This is a genomic window from Amycolatopsis azurea DSM 43854 (assembly GCF_001995215.1).
Taxonomy (GTDB): Bacteria; Actinomycetota; Actinomycetes; order Mycobacteriales; family Pseudonocardiaceae; genus Amycolatopsis; species Amycolatopsis azurea.
Genome location: NZ_MUXN01000005.1, coordinates 175,059 through 194,979 on the forward strand (window position 1 = coordinate 175,059; position 19,921 = coordinate 194,979).

18 protein-coding genes and 7 tRNA genes are annotated in these 19,921 nt (G+C 68.0%); 11 read left to right on the forward strand and 14 right to left on the reverse strand.

The features are described 5' to 3' along the window. Positions 1 to 30: 30 nt before the first annotated feature. Complete coding sequence (locus tag B0293_RS43010; RefSeq protein WP_157376410.1) at positions 31 to 897, reverse strand: GIY-YIG nuclease family protein; 867 nt, start codon at positions 895 to 897, stop codon at positions 31 to 33. An 870-nt stretch (positions 898 to 1,767) separates the two neighbouring features. Here B0293_RS43010 and B0293_RS08780 point away from each other — a divergent pair. From B0293_RS08780 to B0293_RS43505, 5 genes are all read left to right on the forward strand, one after another. Next, a tRNA-Arg gene (locus B0293_RS08780) sits at positions 1,768 to 1,841 on the forward strand. A 34-nt stretch (positions 1,842 to 1,875) separates the two neighbouring features. Further along, a tRNA-Pro gene (locus B0293_RS43500) sits at positions 1,876 to 1,949 on the forward strand. Positions 1,950 to 1,965: 16 nt separating this feature from the next. Then, positions 1,966 to 2,054, forward strand: a tRNA-Ser gene (locus tag B0293_RS08785). A gap of 3 nt (positions 2,055 to 2,057) precedes the next feature. After that, positions 2,058 to 2,129, forward strand: a tRNA-Arg gene (locus tag B0293_RS08790). Between the two features lie 21 nt (positions 2,130 to 2,150). Further along, a tRNA-Cys gene (locus tag B0293_RS43505) sits at positions 2,151 to 2,225 on the forward strand. Positions 2,226 to 2,295: 70 nt separating this feature from the next. Here the strand turns inward: B0293_RS43505 and B0293_RS08795 are convergent. From B0293_RS08795 to B0293_RS08830, 8 genes are all read right to left on the reverse strand, one after another. Then, positions 2,296 to 2,369: transfer RNA gene (locus B0293_RS08795), tRNA-Arg, on the reverse strand. A 42-nt stretch (positions 2,370 to 2,411) separates the two neighbouring features. Next, positions 2,412 to 2,501: transfer RNA gene (locus B0293_RS08800), tRNA-Ser, on the reverse strand. A gap of 65 nt (positions 2,502 to 2,566) precedes the next feature. Next, entirely contained in the window at positions 2,567 to 4,222 is a 1,656-nt protein-coding gene (locus B0293_RS08805; RefSeq protein WP_005149734.1) for a phosphatidylglycerol lysyltransferase domain-containing protein, read from the reverse strand. Between the two features lie 30 nt (positions 4,223 to 4,252). Then, positions 4,253 to 6,229, reverse strand: a complete 1,977-nt coding sequence (locus B0293_RS08810) for an acetoacetate--CoA ligase (RefSeq protein WP_005149732.1) — start codon at positions 6,227 to 6,229, stop codon at positions 4,253 to 4,255. Positions 6,230 to 6,248: 19 nt separating this feature from the next. Next, the gene (locus tag B0293_RS08815) at positions 6,249 to 7,010 is read right to left on the reverse strand and encodes an ESX secretion-associated protein EspG (protein ID WP_005149730.1); all 762 of its coding nucleotides are present in this window, start codon (positions 7,008 to 7,010) and stop codon (positions 6,249 to 6,251) included. Beyond that, positions 7,010 to 8,143, reverse strand: a complete 1,134-nt coding sequence (locus B0293_RS08820; RefSeq protein WP_005149726.1) for a PPE domain-containing protein — start codon at positions 8,141 to 8,143, stop codon at positions 7,010 to 7,012. Before B0293_RS08820 ends, B0293_RS08815 begins: the two co-directional genes overlap by 1 nt. Continuing rightward, positions 8,143 to 8,622 (reverse strand): hypothetical protein, encoded by a 480-nt coding sequence (locus B0293_RS08825; protein WP_245191800.1) that lies wholly within the window; start codon positions 8,620 to 8,622, stop codon positions 8,143 to 8,145. Before B0293_RS08825 ends, B0293_RS08820 begins: the two co-directional genes overlap by 1 nt. Positions 8,623 to 8,668: 46 nt before the next feature. Beyond that, positions 8,669 to 9,301 (reverse strand): dienelactone hydrolase family protein, encoded by a 633-nt coding sequence (locus tag B0293_RS08830; protein ID WP_005149722.1) that lies wholly within the window; start codon positions 9,299 to 9,301, stop codon positions 8,669 to 8,671. A 97-nt stretch (positions 9,302 to 9,398) separates the two neighbouring features. On the opposite strand from B0293_RS08830, the gene hisC reads away from it, so the two are divergent. After that, positions 9,399 to 10,454 carry a histidinol-phosphate transaminase gene (gene hisC, locus B0293_RS08835; protein ID WP_005149721.1) on the forward strand — a complete coding sequence of 352 codons (1,056 nt, stop codon included), beginning with the start codon at positions 9,399 to 9,401 and terminating at the stop codon, positions 10,452 to 10,454. 48 nt (positions 10,455 to 10,502) lie between these two features. On the opposite strand, the gene B0293_RS08840 is transcribed toward hisC, so the two are convergent. Further along, positions 10,503 to 11,264, reverse strand: coding sequence for a sulfite exporter TauE/SafE family protein (locus B0293_RS08840; RefSeq protein WP_039914914.1), 762 nt, complete (start codon positions 11,262 to 11,264; stop codon positions 10,503 to 10,505). 142 nt (positions 11,265 to 11,406) lie between these two features. Then, positions 11,407 to 12,033 (reverse strand): GNAT family N-acetyltransferase, encoded by a 627-nt coding sequence (locus tag B0293_RS08845; RefSeq protein ID WP_005149711.1) that lies wholly within the window; start codon positions 12,031 to 12,033, stop codon positions 11,407 to 11,409. A 74-nt stretch (positions 12,034 to 12,107) separates the two neighbouring features. Between B0293_RS08845 and B0293_RS08850 the strand changes: the two genes are divergently transcribed. After that, positions 12,108 to 12,800: a FadR/GntR family transcriptional regulator gene (locus tag B0293_RS08850; RefSeq protein WP_005149708.1), complete on the forward strand. Its 693-nt coding sequence runs from the start codon at positions 12,108 to 12,110 to the stop codon at positions 12,798 to 12,800. A gap of 77 nt (positions 12,801 to 12,877) precedes the next feature. Continuing rightward, entirely contained in the window at positions 12,878 to 13,693 is an 816-nt protein-coding gene (locus tag B0293_RS08855; protein ID WP_005149706.1) for a class I SAM-dependent methyltransferase, read from the forward strand. A 197-nt stretch (positions 13,694 to 13,890) separates the two neighbouring features. Here B0293_RS08855 and B0293_RS08860 read toward each other — a convergent pair whose 3' ends face one another. After that, positions 13,891 to 14,391: an FBP domain-containing protein gene (locus B0293_RS08860; protein ID WP_005149702.1), complete on the reverse strand. Its 501-nt coding sequence runs from the start codon at positions 14,389 to 14,391 to the stop codon at positions 13,891 to 13,893. An 84-nt stretch (positions 14,392 to 14,475) separates the two neighbouring features. Between B0293_RS08860 and B0293_RS08865 the strand changes: the two genes are divergently transcribed. Further along, a complete protein-coding gene (locus B0293_RS08865) occupies positions 14,476 to 15,960 on the forward strand; it encodes an adenylate/guanylate cyclase domain-containing protein (protein WP_039914989.1) in 1,485 nt (494 codons plus the stop codon). On the opposite strand, the gene B0293_RS08870 is transcribed toward B0293_RS08865, so the two are convergent. Then, a complete protein-coding gene (locus B0293_RS08870) occupies positions 15,947 to 16,945 on the reverse strand; it encodes a beta-ketoacyl-ACP synthase III (protein ID WP_005149696.1) in 999 nt (332 codons plus the stop codon). The genes B0293_RS08865 and B0293_RS08870 overlap by 14 nt on opposite strands. 193 nt (positions 16,946 to 17,138) lie before the next feature. On the opposite strand from B0293_RS08870, the gene B0293_RS08875 reads away from it, so the two are divergent. Both B0293_RS08875 and B0293_RS08880 read left to right on the forward strand, forming a co-directional pair. Continuing rightward, positions 17,139 to 17,612, forward strand: coding sequence for an Lrp/AsnC family transcriptional regulator (locus B0293_RS08875; RefSeq protein WP_005149695.1), 474 nt, complete (start codon positions 17,139 to 17,141; stop codon positions 17,610 to 17,612). Positions 17,613 to 17,830: 218 nt separating this feature from the next. Next, positions 17,831 to 18,235, forward strand: coding sequence for an SsgA family sporulation/cell division regulator (locus B0293_RS08880; RefSeq protein ID WP_005149694.1), 405 nt, complete (start codon positions 17,831 to 17,833; stop codon positions 18,233 to 18,235). A gap of 114 nt (positions 18,236 to 18,349) precedes the next feature. Here B0293_RS08880 and B0293_RS08885 read toward each other — a convergent pair whose 3' ends face one another. Further along, complete coding sequence (locus B0293_RS08885) at positions 18,350 to 19,453, reverse strand: S1 family peptidase (RefSeq protein WP_005149693.1); 1,104 nt, start codon at positions 19,451 to 19,453, stop codon at positions 18,350 to 18,352. Positions 19,454 to 19,921 lie beyond the last annotated feature (468 nt).

Here is a 19,921-nt window from a genome sequence, read left to right on the forward strand (position 1 = left end):
GAACCCTCGCCCACGCCTTGTTCGAGACCACTATTCGTCGCCATCGTCAAGTTCTTCTTCGACCTCACCAGCGTCATCAAGTAGTCCTTGACCCTGCACTTCAATTACATTATTATCCTGCTTCCGCCAGATTATTTTAGCACTTTCATACGACATTTCTTCACGGTAAATGATGACATAACCCGGCAACGCTGTCGCCTGCCAACCCTCCGGAAGTGCGTCGATCACACCATGGACCACGTCGCGCAACCTAACGTCGCCGACAGGAAAATCGATTTTGACTTGCGCGAGCTGTTTCGCGTTTGCATTTTTCGTCTCGAAGCGCAGGTTGAAAGGCAGAGCTCGCTTCACTCTACCCAGCAAGCTGCTCACAGAACCGGCACCATGTGACGCCAGATCGATTTCAAAGTCAAGGTTTACCGGGAAGACAGCGTCGAAGTGATTCCTCTTGACCAGCGAGTCGTCACGCTTTCGACCTGGATCATTATTTCCAAATCCGTTCTTATTCCAGGGCGCGCCGCCTTCGCCATACTTTTTTATTAGCATTTTTTCGGGACCTGCGGCGTCCAGATCCTCTTCGACATACAGGCAGACGAACTTAACTTCACTCATGTCGATTCCCGATCGACCAGATAACTTTCGAAGATGCTTTCCTAATCTCTTTGGAAGACTGCTGCTCGCCTTGCCGACGTAGACTCGCTGTCCTTGGTACGACAGCTCGTACACTCCTGGCTCATTCTTGAGTTTCGCGAGAGCGGCCGCAGTGAGCGGGGCCGGATTCAGATCCTTAAGTGCCTCTGCCAGCTGATCAGCTAGCGCGCGTGTGATGCTTAGTTTGAACTCCGCGCTCGGCGCCTCGACCGCGGTGCTTTTCCGCTGGAATAGTTCGTTCTGCACAGGTGGAACATATCGCAATCTGGGCGCTGGTCAACCCATGATCGACATACCGTGTCTATCCGACAAGGACGAGGAAGGGGTCGTTCCGACGACGTGCCAGCTTGGAAGTTTCTAACCACTACCTACCGACCCGCAGAACAACGTTTTTCTTAGCTCACCCATCTTCATGCTGATGGATTCGTAGCGAACAGACGAGTCGGCGCGCTGCCCGACTAGAGGCAGCCCCGACTTGGGCAAGATGAAAGCTGCGCGCCAGAGTGCGGTCCTTGAACTGGGGGACTCAGCAGAATCACGGGTCGCGGCCTCGGAGGCGGGCCGTGCCGACACCGACCTGAAACTCTTCAGTTAACTCAATATCACTTCGAGCCAGACGTGTGCAGGAAAACATGTTGTGCTGCGACGCCCTCTGGGCCATAGTTAACGTACTCAACCAGCCACAGGAGCAGCCATGATGAACATGCACGAGCGAAAGACGCAGTGTCGGCATTCGGCCGTCGCGTCCATCGCCGCATGTCCGTCGCCCTGTTCCTGGCGACGCTCATACCGGCCTGACCAGCGGGTTCTGGCCGACGAGGGCTCCCCATCATGACGCCATAGCGCGCGTGATGCCAGGGAGCCGCCCATCGGGAAACCGATCCGGGCGGCTTCTCTTTTTGGCGTGCCCGAAAAGCAATTCTTTATCGGCGAGCTTGGGAAGCGGAACGGCCTCCAAAACCGTGTCCCGGGGGTTCGACTCCCTCCGCCGGTGCTCGACGTTGCCCATTTCAGCGTGAACCTTGATAACAGAAGGCTTTTCTCAAAAGCTCGCTCCCGTTGCCGAAGAGGCGGCCAGGGCGAGCGCCGGTGGAGGCGTGCACTCGTCTCCACCTCGCCCTTGTAGCTCAGGTGGACAGAGCGCCGCATTACGGATGCGGAGGTCCCAGGTTCGAGTCCTGGCAGGGGCACTGGTCGGCGTGTCCGAGGGGGATGCGCCGGCGACGGATGTGAGGGGCACTGGCGACCCCGCCTGATTTGGGATCAGGAGTCACCGCGTTCGACTCGCGGACGTCCGACTGAGCAGCGCGACAAGGAGGATTGGCCGAGCCCGGTAAGGCAACCGTCCCGAAAACGGTGGTCGGCGCGAGAGCGCCGCGCAGGTTCGAATCCTGCATCCTCCGCAAGCCCCTGTGGTCCAACGGATACGACGCCGGCGTCCGAAGCCGGGAACGCAGGTTCGACTCCTGCCGGGGGCACGGTGATCCACATCAAGCCTCGGCCCACTTCACGACGGTCGTGCGGCGGCCTGCAAAGCCGTTGGACTCCGGGTTCGACTCCCGGGTGGGTCTCCAAAGTCCATACAGGACAGACAAAAAGGCCCTCCCGCGAACGGGAGGGCCTTAGTGCTGTCTCAACCAGACGTGCGCCCGAAGGGATTCGAACCCCTGACCTTCTGATCCGTAGTCAGATGCTCTATCCAGCTGAGCTACGGGCGCTTGTTCAGTTGTTAATCTAGCACCTGCCGGAACAGGCACCAGCGGAGGCTCCGGGATTTGAACCCGGGAGGGGGGGTTACCCCCAACCGCATTAGCAGTGCGGCGCCATAGACCAGACTAGGCGAAGCCTCCTGGGCCCAACGACCACTGCTCAAATAGGTTACACACCCCGGGAACCCCCGCGAAAGGGACCCCCCTTAGATCCGCTGCAGCGCTCTGAGCAGGCCGGATGGGCGGCCGCCGAGACCTTCGGCCTCGAAGACGGCGATGCCGACGCGGGGTAGGTCTCGGGCCGCGGGGTAGGCCAGGTAGCGCGGGACCCAGCGGGGCTGGAACTTGGCGTTGAAGCGGTAGAGGGTCTCGATCTGGATCCAACGTGAGAAGAATCGCAGTGTCCGCGCGGACAGGCGGGCGACGGGGCCGGCGCCGATGCGTTGGCCTTGCTCAAGGACGGCGCGGAAGGCGGCGAAGTTCAGGGAGACGTGCCGCGCGGGGGTGGTGAGGAGGAGTTCGGAGATCATCAGCTCGTTGATGCCGTTGTCGGCGGTCCGGTCGCGGCGCATGACGTCCATGGACAGGTCCTTCTCGCCCCAGGGGACGAACTGGAGGACGCCGCGCACGCGACCCTCGTGTTCGGCGGTGACGAGGACCGAGCCCGGGTCGCCCATGCGGCCGAGGGCCATCGAGAAGCCGCGTTCGGTGTCGGTGCCGCGCCAGGTGGCGGCGAGGGCGCGGAGTTCGTCCAGCTCCCCCGAAGACAAGTCCTCGGCCTTGCGGACGCGCACGGAGTAGCCGGCGCGCTTCGTGCGTGAGACGGCTTGGCGGACTCCGCGCATGACGCGGCCTTCGAGGGTGAAGGTTTCGGTGTCGACGACGGCCTCGTCACCGATCTCGAGCACCTCCAGCCCGTAGCGGGCCCAGACGGTCGCGCCCAGTTCCGAACAGCCCATGGTCGCCGGGGTCCAGGCGTACCGGCGGCAGACGTCCAGGTACTCCTCGATCGCGCCCGGCCACGCTTCCGGGTCGCCGAGCGGGTCCGCCGAGCACAGCGCGACACCGGCGATCACGCGATAGGTCACCGCGGCCTTCCCCGACTTCGAGAAGACCACGAACTTGTCCCGGCGCAGGGCGAAGTACCCCAGCGAGTCCCGCTCGTCCAGCAGCGCCCGGAGCCGTTCGACCTCGTCGTCGGTCAGTCTCGGGGCGGGTTCGGCGGAACGGAGCAGGAAGTACGCCGCCGGCAGGACCGCGGCGATGCCGAACAACACCCCGACGGCCGCCGACAGGTCCTCCAGCCACAGCGCGCGGAACACGGCGGGGCCACTGACGCCGACCAGGGCCAGCACCGACTGCGCCAGCCGATCGCCGACGTCCAGGGGTTCCACCGCCCGCGCGACCGACAGCAGTACGAAGTTGATCGCGACCCCGGCCAGCGTCAGCTGCAGGAAGACCCGCACCGCGCGCCACCGGCCGGTCACCGGGTCGGGGAGCGCGATGAAGTACCGCCGTGTCGCGATCAGGGCGATCAGCAGCGCGAGCGACACGAGGCCCGCACCCAGCGCGTGCCGCAGCCCGAGGTGCGACACGGTCAGCAGCGCCGTGGCGGCGACCGCCAGTTGCCAGGCCCGGCGCTTGCGCCGTTTGAGGCCGGCGGCGAGCAGCACCAGCAGCACACCGGTCACCAGCGCGACCGTCGCCGCGCCGACCGTGGCCTCGTGCGGCAGTTCCAGCCATTCGGCGACGCGTCCGCGTATGGTGCGCCGCCCGGCCGGGACCAGCACCGAGACCAGGGCCAGCAGTCCGGCCAGCCGCGTCACCCAGGTGATCGCCACGACCGAGGTGGCACCGGCCACCCGCCAAACGCCCGCCAAGTTCCGCCCCCGTTAACTCCTTGCCAGCTCTACGAACGGTACAAGGGCGTCGGGGTTCAGCAGCGCATCCCGGCTGACGGCGCGGTCAGGTGAAACACCCGAAAGGATCTTCTTGACCGGGACCTCGCATTTCTTCCCGTTGAGCGTCCGGGGGACCTCGCTCACCTGGACGAACCGGTCGGGCACGTGCCGTGGCGAAAGGGCCCCTCGCAGCTCCTTGCGCAGGGCTGGCTCGACCTCGTCGAGCGACGCGCCGTCGGTCAGCACGAGGAAACACAGCAGCTGCCCGTCCTCGTTCCCCGCCGCCGACGTGTCGATCACGAGCGAGTCCGCGACCTGGTCGAACGCTTCGACGACCCGGTAGAACTCGGCCGTGCCCATCCGGACGCCGCCACGGTTGAGCGTCGAATCGCTGCGCCCGTAGATGACCGCGGAGCCGCGGCCGGTGATCCGGATCCAGTCGCCGTGCCGCCAGATCCCGGGGTACATCTCGAAGTACGCCTCGTGCAGCCGCGAGCCGTCCGGATCGTTCCAGAAGAACACCGGCATCGACGGCATCGGCTCGGTGATGACCAGTTCGCCGACCGTCTCCACCACCGGTTTCCCGTCCTCGTCGAACGCGGCGACGGCGGCGCCGAGCGCGCGCACCGAGAGCTCGCCCAGCCAGACCGGGACGTCCGGGGCCGCCGCGACGAACGCCGCGCACAGGTCCGTGCCGCCGGACACCGAGCAGATCTGGACGCGTTTGCCGACCTCGTCCACGATCCACCGGAACCCTTCGACGCTCAGCGGCGCGCCGGTGGATCCCAAGGCGCGCAACGCGGTGAGGTCGAACCGTTCCGCCGGTTTGATCCCGGCCTTCAGGCAGCTCTGGATGTACGGCGCGGACGTGCCGAAGAAGGTGACGCGGTGCTGTTCGGCCAAGTGCCACAACACGTTCAGGTCAGGGCTGCCGGGGCTGCCGTCGAACAGGACGATCGTGGTTCCGGTCAGCAGGCCGGAGATGAGGAAGTTCCACATCATCCAGCCGGTGGTGGTGAACCAGAAGAACCGGTCGCCGGGACCGAGATCGCTTTGCAGCGCGAGGGCTTTGAGGTGTTCGAGGGTGATCCCGCCGTGGCCGTGGACGATGCCCTTCGGCAGGCCGGTGGTCCCCGACGAGTACAGGACCCACAGCGGGTGGCCGAATTCGACGGGTTCGAAGGCCAGTTCCGCGCCCTCGTTGTCGGCGAGCAGCTTGTCCCAGTCGAGCGTGCCGTCGAGACGGCCGCCGGCGTAGTCGACGAGCACGGTCGCTTCGAGCGTGGAGATCTCGTCCCGCAACGAGTTCACCGTCGACCGACTGTCGAACCACCGTCCATTGTAGACGTATCCGTTGACCGCGATCAGGACCTTCGGCTCGATCTGCGCGAAGCGGTCGGTGATCGCGCGGACGCCGAAGTCCGGCGAGCACGACGACCAGATCGCGCCGAGGCTCGCGGTGGCGAGGAAGGCGATCAGCGTCTGCGGGCAGTTCGGCGCCAGCGCGACTACCCTGTCCCCTTTGGACACTCCCAGCTTCCGCAGTCCTTCCCGCGCCGAAGCGACAGCGGACCGCAGGGCGCCGTAGGTCAGCTGGGACGAGAGACCGTCTTCGCGATGGAAGATCACGGCGACCTCGTCGTCGGCCTTCGCGGCGCCCGCGACGCCGGGCATGAGCGAGTGCTCGGCGTAGTTCAGCGTGCCGCCCTCGAACCACCGAGCGTTCGGCATCTCGCCGGAGAGCACCTCACCGGGCTGGTCGTGCCAGCGCAGGCCGAGGAATTCGCCGACGGCGGACCAGAACTCCGGCCCGTGTTGCACGGAGAACTCCCACAACGCGTTGTAGTCGTCGACTTCCACGCCGCGTTCGGTGCGCAGCCACTGGCGGAACGCGTCGATCTTGGTGTCGGACAGGCGGCTCGGCTCGGGGCGCCAGAGCACTTCTGGGGCGTCGGCGGTGTGCGTCACCCCGCGATGTTAACCCTCGTTAACCGAACTGGCGAGCCCCCGTGAACAGCTCGTACGCCATCGTCTTGAGCCGCCCGGCGTCGAGCGGGGTGACCGTGAGCCAGCCCCGATCGCGACGAAGCCCGTAGCGGCCGTCGTGGGTGTCCACCCAGCTCAACGTACCCTCTCCGCGCACCCAGCGGCCCTCCCACGACTTCCTCGTCGCGCCGAGCCGCCCGCTGCCGATCCGCTGGGTCGCGATCCGCACCATCACGATGATCTCGGGTTCCCGCAGCCCGGCGTCGCGCAGGACGTCGGAGAACGCAGGCTGTCCGCCGCGCTCCCCCGCCTCGCACGCGGCCGTGTAGTCGTCGACGCGCAGGTTGACCGACAGGCCCCGCCCCTGCTCGCACGGCGGCAACGCCTGGAGCAGGGTCGCGGCGACGAGCGGTTCCCGCAGGGCCGACAGCTCGACATCGGTGCCGGAGACGCCGATCGCGACGGCGCCGCGATCGGACACGCAGCCGACGGCCCGGTACGCCGGATCGCCGTCGAGCCGCAGGTCCAGCGTCAGTTCACTGTTCGCGAGGGTGTGCAGCAGCGCCACCAGTTCGGGCGCGGGCGTCTCCACGGTGCCGAGGCCGCGTTCCGACAGCGTGCGGCCGGCCGTGGCCACCAGTTCCGCCCGGAATTCCGGCGTCCGCCCGACGTGCGGGACCTCCAGCACCGCGGGCAGTTCGTCGCGGCCGTGCGCCGACCAGAGCAGGAACAGCTCGCCGATGTGCAACCGGATCCAGTCCATCAGCGACCGCTCCTCGGGTCCTCGCCGATGACGGGCGGGGTCACCTGCCCGCTGAGCCCCCAGACGTCGGAGTCCTCGACGAGGTAGTCCGGCGCCTTGTGCCGGTCTTCTTCACCTTGCCGCCCTTGCGCACCCGCCATTCCCATCGGCATCCCGCCGAAGCCGCCCATGCCGGCGGCCGCGGCCCGGGTCCCGGCGACCTGGCCGGCCTGTCCCGAGGGCCCGAAGCCGCCGACGCCGGAGCGGTTGCCTTGTCCGAGCTGTTCCTGGGTTCCGCCCGCGGTGCCGAGCGGCGGCGGGACGTAAGTGCCGCTGCTCGCGCCCGGCGAGCGCGGTGCCTCGATCGGCTCCCGCACCTGGATCGGGGCGACGTCGTCGGTGCCGCTGCTGCGGGTCGAGTCGTCCGGCGGCGGGACCGGCACCGGTTCCGGCTCGGGTTTCGGTTCCGGCTTCGGTTCTTCGGGTGTCTTGAGGAGCTTCGGCTGCTTGCCGTACGAGGTGAACCGAGGGACGTTCTCGTAGACCTCGCCGGAGTTCCGCTGCATCCGCGTCATCACGTCGGCGGCCTGACGGTGCAGGTCCTGCGAGCTTTCGTCGGTGGGTTCGGCGACGATCCGCCCGGCTTCGGCGAAGCCGGATTTCGACGGCGACGCGGCCGACATGGCCTGCGTCGAATCGGAAACCGGGATCGGACGGCGTGGCGGCCGCTCCGGCGCCTTGGGCCGCGGGGTGGCTCCGGGCGGCTCGGGCATCGTGCGCCGAGCGGTGTCGGCGATGTCCGCCTGACGGCGCACGCAGTTCGCGACGTTTTCCGCGCGCCAGCTCGTCTCGCCCGCCCAGTCGACGAGTTTGATCGCGGCGTCACGCGCCCTGTCGGCGCCCTCGCCCGTCCAGCCGTCGGCGGTGGCGACGATGGCCGCCCTCAGTTCGGTACCCGCCCTGTCCAGGAACGCGCTGATCTTCGTCCACTGCGCGGCGACGGCTTCCGCACTCGCCAGGTCCAGCTCGTTGTGGACCATCTCGTAGAGCTCGCGGTGCGAGTAGCTCATCCAGTCGATGTCGGCGGTGAGGTGCTCGGGACCGGGCTGGGGCTCGGGTTCCGGCGGCGGCCACGGCGTGGGGAGGATCCGCATCAGTGCTCGTCCTTCCGCTCGTGCTCGACGATGTCCTGCATGTCGAACCGGCGGGCGACCCGTTCGAGCTCCTCCTGGCCTTCCTCGTCCGCGGCGACGTACATCTTCCGCGCCGCCATGACGGTCAGCTGGAGGTCCTTGAGCACCACGGCGAAGTCCTTGAGGACGGGCACGGCGGCTTCGGCTCCCACGGTCGCGGCGCCCTGGAACCGTTCGCTCATCGTGTGCCCGACGAAGTTGTCGCCCAATTTCAAGGGCGCCGTGAACTCCGTCGAGTCCTTGATCAGCGCGTTCAGCTCGTGACGCGCTTTGAGCAACGCGTCGACGAGCTTCTTGGCGGCGTCCTCGGTGACCTTGACGGTCCCCTTCTTGGCATCGGTCTTGGTGTCCCGGATCTGGCCCGCCACGGGAGCCAGGGCCGGGGCCGAAGCACCGAACGCGGCTTGTGGCGTCACGGGTACCTTGGGTGACTGTGCCATTCGACCCTCCCCTGTCACATTCAAGGGAGATGTTAGCGCGGATGGGTCAGCGTAGGTGGGCGTCGAACCAATTCAGCGTGCGCTGCCAGGCCTCCGCGGCCGCGTCCGGGTCGGCGTCGAAGCGGTGGTTGGCGCCCGGGTAGTGCACGACGTTCGTCGCGACCTTCGCCCTCGCCGCCGCGTCACGCAACTGTTCGACCTCGGCGCCTCCGGCCTCGTCGCCCGCGTCGCCGTACATGCCGAGCCACGGGCTGGTGAGCCGTCCCGCGATCTCGACGAGGACCGGCAGCCCGGTCACGCCCTGCCCGCCGACGCTGACCGCCGCGCCCAGCCTGCGGTTCGACGCCACGACCAGCGCGGCCGTCCCGCCGAGGTCGAAACCGACGACACCGACGAGATCCGCCTGGACGCCGCGCTCGGCGAGCCAGGACAGCGTCGCGTCGGTCGCTTCGAGCAGGTCCTGCTGCGTGAGGTTGTCCCGATCGAGGTGCGGGGTGACGGTGAGCCAGCCTTCACCGGCGAGACCGGCCAAGAGCAACCCCAGACCCTCTTCGACCTCTTCAGCTTCTTCGTGCAGCACCACGAGCCCGCCGCGGACGACGCCGTCCGGTTCGGCGAAGGTCAGGCTCAGCGTGTGGCCGTCGGCGTGCTGGTGTTCCACCGTGGTCGTCAGGGTCATTCCTCCATCAGACCACTCTTAGGTAAATATTCGGAGCTTGCGTCCGCGCGGGAAGATACGGTGTCGGAGCCGTCCCCCAGACGTAGGAGCGCCGAAGATGTCACCTGTTTCGCCGCGTGCGGATCTCGAATCGTTGCCCAAGTACGTCCCTGGCCGGACAATCCAGGGTGCGATCAAGCTGGCGAGCAACGAGGTCCCCGGTGGACCGCTGCCGAGTGTGGCGCAGGCCATAGCCGAGACCGCGCAGGGCATCAACCGATACCCGGACATCACGGCGTCCGCGCTCGTCGAGCGGCTGTCCCGTGAACTCGGCGAGCCGGTCGAGCGGATCGCCGTCGGCTGCGGTTCGGTTTCCCTTTGCCAGCAAATGATCCAGGCGCTGTGCGGCCCGGGCGACGAGGTCGTCTTCCCGTGGCGTTCGTTCGAGGCGTACCCGATCGTCACGCAGGTGGCGAACGCCGTCAGCGTGAAGGTGCCGCTCACCGCCGGGCACGCGTTGGACCTGGACGCGATGCTCGCCGCGATCACCCCGAAGACGCGGCTGGTGTTCGTGTGCAACCCCAACAACCCGACCGGGACCGTCCTGCGGCGCGCGGAACTGGAGCGCTTCCTCGACGCCGTCCCGTCGGACGTGCTCGTCGTGCTCGACGAGGCGTACAAGGAGTTCGTGACCGACGCCGAGGTGCCGGACGGCGTCGAACTGGCCCGCGGCAGGGACAACGTCGCGGTGCTGCGGACGTTCTCGAAGGCGTACGGCCTCGCCGGTCTCCGCGTGGGTTACGCGGTGGCGCCGGAAGCGATCACCGTCGCGCTGAAGCAGGTCTACGTCGCGTTCTCGGTGAACATGATCGCCCAGGCGGCGGCCATCGCCTCCCTCGACGCGGCCGGCGAACTGCTGGAGCGCTGCAAGGAGATCGTCTCGGAGCGGACCCGCGTGCGGGATGCCCTGGTGGCCCAGGGTTACGAGGTTCCGGAGACGCAGGCCAACTTCGTCTGGCTGCCCCTGGGCGAGCGGACGACGGAGTTCGCGGAGCACGCGCTGGAGCGGAAGCTGATCGTGCGCCCGTTCGCGGGCGAAGGCGCGCGAGTGACCATCGGGACGCCCGAGGAGAACGACCTCTTCCTCGAAGCGGCCGGGGATTTCCCGCGCTGACAGGCTCTTCCGGACGGCCCGCGCTTCGCAACGGAGTGCGGGCCGTTCCTATTTGAGGAGCAGCTGCACCATCGCGGCGAGGCCGACCACGACGATCACGCCGCGCAGCACCTTCGGCGGGAGCTTGCGGCCGATCTTCGCGCCGATCTGGCCGCCGATCGTCGACCCGACCGCGAGCAGCGCGACCACGGGCCAGCTGACCGGCGCGATGAAGGCATAGATCGCGCCCGCGACGATGTTCACGACGGCGGAGAGCGCGTTCTTGACGCCGTTGAGCCGTTGCAGCGACTCCGACATCAGCATCCCCATCACGGCCACCATCATCACGCCCTGCGCGGCCGTGAAGTATCCGCCGTAGATGCCGATCAGGAAGATCAGGAACAGCAGGAGCGGCCCGATCTTGTGGACCTTCCCGTTCTCCTCGCGGCGCTTCGCGACCCAGGCGGCCACTCGCGGCTGGACGATCACGAGCACCACCGCGAGCCCGACCAGCGCGGGCACGATGGTCTCGAAGGCGTCCTTCGGCAACGAAAGCAGCAGGATCGTCCCGCAGATCGCGCCGAAGAACGACGCCACCGCGAGCTTCGAGACCTCGGGCCAGTAGCCCTTGAGCTCTTCGCGGTAACCGATCGCCCCGCTGACCGTGCCGGGCGCGAGGCCGATCGCGTTGGACGTCGTCGCCGTCAGCGGCGAGTACCCGAGGGCGACCAGGACCGGGAAGGTCACCAGCGTGCCCGAGCCGACGACCGTGTTGATGGTGCCCGCCCAGAGCCCCGCGATGAAGATCACTACCGCGTGCCACCACGTCATAAAGCGCTCACTTGCGCACCCTAAGCACCGTTACCTCCTTTCGCGCTCTGGATGTGTCTAGTCGAACAATCAGCGGGCCCGTTATGTCTTGTTCGGCCGGCGGCGATCATTCGTGCCGCACCGGACGACACGGCGAGGCCGGTCAGTTCCCCTCCGGCAGATGGGCCGCCGTGATCTCCGCGGCCACCGTCCAGCCGAGCGTCAGGTACAGCGCCCGTCCCTCCTCCGTCGCGACCAGGACCGCGCGCTCCGCGCCTGCCGCGACCGCCACCTCGTCGAGCCTGCGCATGACGAACCGGCCGAGCCCGCGCCGCTGGTGCTCGGGCTCCGTCACGACCTGGTCGATCACCGCCGTGCCGCCGGCGATCGCGACCCGGCCGGTGGCCGCACGCGAGCCGTCGGGCGCGCGCACCACCACGTCGGTGACCACGCCGTCGCCGACCAGTTCCGCCCGGTACGGCTCGGGCGCGGCCATGACGGGCCGCATCGCGAGCGGGGCGCTCATCAGGTACTCCGGCGGTCCGACCTCCCAGGTCGACGGCACCGTCTTTTCCACCTCTTCACGTGAAGCGCTCACTTTCAGCCAAGTGCCGGGCTCCGTCAGCGCGCGGGCCCGGCTCTCGACCGCCCCGGCGTCGGACAGCACGTATCTCACGCGATGCCCCGGGCGCCCGACGTCGAGCCGGTATCCGTCCGGTTCGGCCACCGGAATTCCCACCCCACGGGAAAGCGCCCAGCCGTGCACCCAAGCCTTGATCAGCCCTGCCACCCCAGTCATCGTCAGATGATGACACCCCTCACCGACATTTCCGGGCGTTCCGCCGAACCTGCGAGGATGAGGCCGTGGCCGACGACGAGCGCGAGCAGGTGTGGAGTGCGACCGTCGATCATCTGCGCGCGATGATCGATTCGGGCAGGCTCCCCGCCGGGTCGAGACTGCCCGCCGAACGGGCGCTCTGCGAACAGCTCGGGATCAGCCGCGGTTCACTGCGGCAGGCGTTGCGGGTGCTGGACTCCATCGGCTACGTGCAGGTGCGGCCGGGTTCGGGCACGTACGTCCGCGAGACCGTCGACGAGCAGCCGCTCCGGAGCTGGTTCTCCGAGCACGAACAACTCGTCGAGAAGCTGTTCGATCTGCGGACCACCGTCGAGCCGACACTGGCCGAGCGACTCGCGCTCCAGCACACTCCACGCGTGCTGGAGCGGCTGGAGGGCACCGTCGAGGAGATGGACCGGGCCGCGGCCGACGGCGACATGCTGCGCGTGATCGCGGCCGACGCGGAGTTCCACCGGGTGATCGCGGGCAACGCGGGCAACGACGACGTCACCGATCTGCTGCGTTCGGTGCTCTCGCTGGTCGGCGAGGAGCGGCGGGCGGCGCTGCGGCTCCCGGGGCAGATCCGCAAGGCCGTCGACGAGCACCGCGCGATCCTCGAAGCGATCCGCCGTTCGGACGCGGCGGCCGCGCGGGACATCACCCGGCGGCATCTGCTCGACGCCAAGACCTACGTCCACGACTACACGACGCGGGATTAACGCTTCCTTGATGGCCAGGCCACCCCTGCCCGAGTATTGTTTTCAGAAGTTTGTGAAACTTCTGACGGGGGTGTGCGGTGGAGAAGGTCCGGTTCACCGAAGAGAAGGCGACCATGCTGGCCACGCTGTACGGCCGGGCGCTCGACGCCCGCAGCGCCCGGCCGGTCCTCGGCGACACGGCGGCCGACGAGGCCGTCAAGCAGATCGACTACGACTTCGATTCGCTCGGCGTCGACGGCCAGCTCGGGCTCACCGTCGCGCTGCGGGCCAAGCCGATGGACGACTGGGCGGCGGAGTTCCTGCGCGAGCACCCGGACGCGACCGTCGTCCAGCTCGGCTGCGGGATGGACAGCCGCGTGTACCGCCTCGACCCGCCGCCCACGGTGCGGTGGTTCGACGTCGACTACCCCGAGGTCGTCGACCTGCGCGCCCGGATCTACCCCGGACGGGACGGCTACCGGACCATCGGCTCGTCCGTGACGGACTTCGGCTGGATCGACGAGATCCCGTCGGACAAACCCGGTCTGGTGATCGCGGAGGGCCTGACGATGTACTTGCGGCCCTCGGAGGGCGAAGAGTTGCTTCGGCGGTTGATCGCGCATTTCCCGCAGGGCGGCGAAATGGTCTTCGACACTTTCAGCAAACTGGGGATCAAGCTGCAGAAGCTGAATCCCGTGGTCCGCAAGGCCAACGCGACGCTGTATTGGGGCATCGACGAGATTTCCGAACTGGAACGGCTCGGCTTGACGCTCGTGTCGAAACTCGACTCGACGGATTACGCGACGCCCGAGGTGAAGGACCGGCTTTCGACGTCACTGCGGGCGCAGTTGTGGGTCGCGGGGCTGTTCCCGGCGTTCAAGAAGATGGGGCGGATCCTGCGGTTCCGGTTCTGAGTTTGGGGGCGCCGGTGAGCAGTGGGTCGGGTGCTTGCTCACCTGCTGTACGTGAGGTGTGAAGGTCAAGTTTCCTCGGCTGAGCCGAGGGAAGGGGACCTTCACGCGCTACGGGTGGACGGTGTCGTGAGTGGTAAGTGACGTTCTAACGTCACTTACCACTCACGACCACCCCGACCGAGCGCTCCCCGCAGGCGTCAGCGTGACTCGAGGACCCGCTCCACGAACCGGTGCAGCTTGTCCTCCAGCCGGAACACGCGTTCCTCCAGCGACAGCGTTTCCGCCGGCTGCGGCACGTCCGGCTTCAGCTCGCCGCGGATGTACTGGCTGCACGCGAGGTTCGAGCACGCGTAGATGCCCAGCGTGTTCCCCTCCCGCCCGAGTTTCCCCGCGCGGCGCCCGGAGAACAGCGCGATGTCGGACAGCGGATGTGTCGTCGTGCACAGGCCGCACATGTTGCTCAGCAGGACACGGCCCTTCGGCCGGGGCGCGGCGCGGAGGGAAAGCCCGATGGTCTCGCCGCGGTACGGCAGCACGAGATACGCCCTGGCGGTCGCTTTCGGATCGCGCCAGCCGAGGAATTCCCTTTTCTCCCAAGGGATCTCGCTCGGCGGGGCGGGCAGCGTGACTCCCTTGGCCTCGCCACGCGTGCAGTTCACGAAGGACGCCCTGATCTCGTCCTGGCCCAGCGGTTCCATACCCGCACGGTAACCACCGCGGCCGAGAACTGGCGAACCGTTTTCCGGCGGAGGTCATACGATCACCGGGTGCGCGGGAAGACGATGTCGAGCCGGTTCCGGCTGGTGCTCAGGACCAGCCTGGGGTTCGCCGCGCTCGGCCTCGGGTCCAGTGTGTGCGGCGCCGGGGTGGTGGCGTTGCTGCTGCTCCTGCAGGGCCTGCCGAGCGAGGTCGGCGACGACGGCTGGATCCTCGGGGTCACCGCGGCCGGGATCGTGGCGCTGTCGCTGGTGGTCGGCACCGTGTGGACGGCGTGGCTGCAGCGGCGCACGGCGGTCTGGTTCGTCTTCGGCCGCCCGCCGACGAAGGCCGAGGCCGCGCGGGCGCTCCGGATCCCGGTCGACATGGGGATCGTCAGCGGGACGCTCTGGCTGATCGGCACCGTCGTGCTCGGCGCGCTGGCCCGGGTGCTCGGGTCCTGGATGGACGCGCTCGGGATGGCGCTGGTGATCGGGCTCGGCGGGCTGACCACGGTCGGTCTCACCTACCTCGCCGCGGAATGGGTCGCCCGCCCGGTGATGACGATCGCGCTCAAGGTGACGCCGCCGAAGGGGACGCTCAAGGTCACCGTGCGGACCAGGGTGATCATCACCTGGTCGCTGGCGAGCGGCGTCCCGTTCCTCGGCGTGCTGCTGGTGGCCACGCCGCCGGACCTCGGCCAGGGCGACCACGTCGCCAGCCTGATCATGCTTTCGGTGATCGGGCTGGGCGTCGGCGCGATCGGGACGGGCCTGCTCGCGAAGGCCGTCGCGACGCCGTTGCACCGGCTGCGGGTCGCGCTCGACGAGATCGCGCGCGGCAACAAGGAGATCGTGGTCGACGTCGACGACTCCAGTGAGATCGGCCTGCTGCAGACCTCGGTCAACGACCTCGCCGCCGGGCTCCGCGAGCAGGAGCGGATGCGGGACCTGTTCGGCAGGCACGTCGGGGACGAGGTCGCCCGGCACGCGCTCGAGTACGGCGCCTCCCTTTCGGGTGACGTGCGCGAGGTGACGGCCCTGTTCGTCGACGTCGTCGATTCGACGGCGCTGGCGAGCCGCACCCCGCCGGAAGACCTGGTGAAGATGCTCAACCGGTTCTTCACCAGCGTGGTGCTCGCGGTCGGGGCGCGCGGCGGGCTGGTCAACAAGTTCCAGGGTGACGCCGCGCTCTGCGTCTTCGGCGCCCCGACCCGGCTCTCGGACGCGCCGACGGCGGCGCTGGCGGCCGCGCGAGCGATCCGGGACGCGGTCCAGGAGACCGGCGAGCTGGACCTCGGCATCGGGGTCGCGAGCGGCCGGGTCTTCGCCGGTCAGCTCGGGACGAGCAGCCGCTTCGAGTACACCGTCATCGGCGACGCGGTGAACGAGGCCGCGCGCCTGACCGAGCACGCGAAGTCCGCCGACGGCCGGATCCTGGCGAGCGAGGCCGTGCTCAAGGCCGCGTTGGAGAGCGAGCGCTCACACTGGGAGCCGTACGTGGAACTGGAGCTTCGCGGGCGTCAGGAACCGACGCACGCCTGGGAGGCGAGCGCGCTCAGCCCGGAATGACGTCCGGCCAGCGCAGCAGCGTGGAACCCCAGGTCAGCCCGGCCCCGAAGGCGCCCATCACGACACGGTGCCCCGGCTGGAGCGTCCCGTCCTTGACCGCGTCGGCCAGCGCGATCGGGATCGACGCGGCACTGGTGTTGCCCACCTTCTCGATGTTCGAGTACATCACGTCCGCCGCGAGCCCGAGCTGCTTCGCGCAGGTCTGCAGGATGCGGATGTTGGCCTGGTGCCCGATGAACCGGTCGATGTCGCCGACCATCCAGCCCGCGGAATTCAGCACCGCGCGCGCCGATTCGGCCATCCGGGCACAGGCGTGCCGGAAGACGGTCTGACCCTGCATCACCAGGTAGTGGTCACGCGGGTCGTCCGAGCGGCGGTTCTTCGCGCCGCCGGCCTCGACCCAGAGCAGTTCGGCGAGCTCGCCCTCGCTGTGCAGGTCGAACGCGCCGATCGCGCCCAGCTCGCCGGCGTCACCCGCGCGCAGCAGGACCGCGCCCGCGCCGTCGCCGAAGATCGGCACCGTGCCGCGGTCCTCGGGGTCGACGAGCGAGGTGAAGGCGTCCGCCCCGATCACCAGCACGCGGCGGGCGATCCCGGCGGCGATCAGCCCGGCGCCGGTGGCCAGCCCGTAGATGAACCCGCTGCACACGGCGTTGACGTCGAACGCGGCGACACCGTTCAGCCCGAGCTTGGTCGCGACCTGCGGCGCGCTGGCCGGGCACAGCTGGTCGGCCGTCGACGTCGCGAGCACGACGGCGTCCGCCTCGGTCTCCCCCGCCGACGCCAGCGCCCGGCGGCCCGCCTCGACCGCGAGGTCCACAGTGGACGTCCCGGGGTCGACGACCCGGCGTTCGGCGATGCCGGTCCGCGTGCGGATCCACTCATCGGAGGTGTCCAGCCGCTGGGCGATCTCCTCGTTGCCCACCACGCGCGGAGGCAGCCAAGAGCCGAGACCGGCGAGAACGGCCGCCTGAGATGAGGGCACCAAGAAATCCTTTCGCGGGGGAAATGCGTGGTCTGCCATTCACTTGTAAGCGCTACCATTCAGTAGACCCGTCAGTTGTGTTCCGGGTCACAATTCAAAGAATTCTCACCTTCCCCGATGGCGTGATCCACGCCGCTCGATGGCGCGATCGAAGATCAGGCGCCCGGCGGAGTCGTCCGGTTAGCCTGGCCTGGTGCACACACCCGACCTCGACCGCCTGGACGTCGCCATCCTCGCCTGCCTGCAGTCGGACGCCCGCATGATCGCCGAGAACATCGGCGCCAAGGTGGGCCTGTCCGCGGCCGCCGTCCAGCGGCGGATCAAGCGGCTGCGCGAGACCGGGGTGATCGAACGCGAGGTCGCGGTGCTGTCGCCGCGGGCGCTCGGGCTGTCGATGACGTTCGTGGTGATGGTCGAGATGGAGCGGGAGAACCTCGCGGTCCTCGACGGGTTCCGGCGGCAGGTGCTCGCGGACGACAACGTCCAGCAGTGTTACTACGTCACCGGCAACGCGGACTTCGTGCTCGTCGTGACCTGCCGGGACATGGCGGACTTCGAGGCGTTCACGCGACGGATGTTCTTCGACAACCCGAACGTGCGGCACTTCACGACGTCGGTGGCGATGGACCGGGTCAAGACGGGGCTGACCCTGCCGCTCGACCCCTGAGCGCTCCCGAGCGGTCCAAAAAGGACTCCCCGGCCTCGTGACCACGGGTATCGGCCCGAACGCAAGGGGTCTGTGCCCGGCGTTACACCACTATGGACATGTGCAGCCGATAGCGTGAACGTGGCGACATTCGCGTCATCCGCCGCGTGCCCGGCCATCTCCTCCCCGAGACCGAAAAGTTCGCGCCGCGCGAACCACGAGAGCACCGAGGAGTGGCCGTGCACACCGACGCAATTCACCAGAGCCAGTTCGTTCTGCTGAACAACAGCAGCACGCCCGTTCTCTCCCGCCTGTCCTTCCACGCCGGTGAGCCGTTCGCGGTCACCGTGTCGTTCCGGACCGAGCGCGGCCGGTGGGTCGAGTGGACCTTCGCGCGTGAGCTGCTCGCCACCGGTCTCACCGACCCGTCCGGGCTCGGCGACGTCCGCGTCCGCCCCGACCTCTCCGAGGACGAGGACATGCTGACGCTGGAGATCGAGTCACCCGACGGTTACGCGTCGTTCGAGCTCGAGCGCGAGGACGTCGAGACGTTCCTCGAGTCCACCTACGAACTGGTCCCGCTCGGCTCCGAAAGCGAGCACTTCGACGTCGAGGCGCTGATCGAAGAGATCAGCAACGTCTGACCCCAAAGCCACCGCTCCCGCGGTACGAAAAGGCGAAGGGCGGCCCGAGTGCGCTGGAGGCACTCGGCCCGCCCTTCGTCTTTTTCAGGTGGTTCTCGGTGACCGGGGACGGTGTCAGCCGAGGACCAGGGAGGTCCCGGTCGCGGACAACGCCGGCCGGACCGGGAAGAAGTACGTCACCGAGCTGTTGCCGCCGGACAACATGCCCTGCGCCTGGTTGCCCGCGATGAACGAGCCGCCGGAGTCGCCCGCCTGCGAGCGCACGTTGGTGGCGGTCATGCCGTAGACCGTGCCCTCGGAGTAGCGGACGGTCTGGTTCTTGGCGCCGACGGTGCCGCAGGTCCAGCCGGTGGTCGAGCCCGACTTGCAGACCGAGGCGCCGGTGGCCGCCTCGTTCGAGCCGCTGACGCGGGTGCCGTTGTTGATGACGCCGCGCGGCGTCCAGTTGCTGTTGACCCGGACGCTGGCGTAGTCGTTGTTCGGGAAACTGACGCGGGAGAACGAGCCCATCGCGACCCGGTTGGAGCCGGTCACGGTGCCGGGGCCGCAGTGTCCGGCGGTGAGGAAGCCGCCGTTGACCGAGAAGCCGATCGAGCAGCGCGAAGAGTTGTTGATGTAGTAGGCGTCACCACCGCGGACGTCGTACTTCAGGGTCGGCGCCGAAGAGGTCTCGACCACCGAGACGGCGGTCTTGTCCACTCCGGTCTTCTCCAGGTACGAGTCGACGACGCCGCTCTTGCCCGGCAGGACGTTCAGCGTCACGCGGTTGGTCTTGGTGTCGACACCCCAGCCGGTGATCGCGCCGTCCGCCGCGCGCTCACCCGCGTTCAGTTTGTCCACAGTGGAATCGAGCTGGGCGGCCGAGAACCGCACGAGTTCCGCTTCCGCGCCGCTCGCGAGGACCTGCCCCAGTTTCGCGGCGTCCGTGACGCCGACGCGGAGTTTGCCGGTCGCCTCGTTGTAGCTCGCGCCGCCGAAGCTTCCGGCGAGCGCGGAGGCGAGTGACTGTTCGAGTGTGCCCGCGGCGGTCTCGCTCTGGATCCGGGCGAGCGCCTGGTCCGCGGTCAGGCCGAGGTCCCGTTGCAGGGCGGGGACCATCTCGGTGTTGAGCAAGCCGATCGAAGACACAGAGGACGCCGCCGCGGGGGTTCCCGTGACGAGCGCGCCGGTGGCCAGTGCTGCCGTGGCGGCCACACCGAGGAGCTTCGTGATCTTCATGCTTCTCCCTCGTCATCACGCACGGCTCCGGTTCGCCATGCGATAGCCCTCCCCTGACGGGTGAGGGTTCTGGACTCCGGGGAAGCCCGCAATCCGGGTCGGCGCGGGATAGGTATACCCATTCTTCGGGAACCGAATCCGCTGCTCCGGTGACGATCACTGAGCGCTGGCACCCGTACGGTCACGTCCTTAAGTAGGGTTTCGAAGCGAATACCTTGCGTAGTCGTAGCCACCCCCTGAACGTGGGATGAATCGCTAGATCGGGTTCTTCGCCGACGTTTCGGGTGCCTGGTGATTTTCCAACCGACGATCCGTGGTCCAACCGGTGACGGTGCGTTGGCGGACGGCCTAGCGAGATGCCCGCGGTGTCCGTGTTGGGTGGTTTACGACCCGGTAGGCAGTGCTTAGGCTCCGCAGGACAACGCACAAGATCGTGTCGGGCTCACCGGGAACTCCCTACCGAGGAGC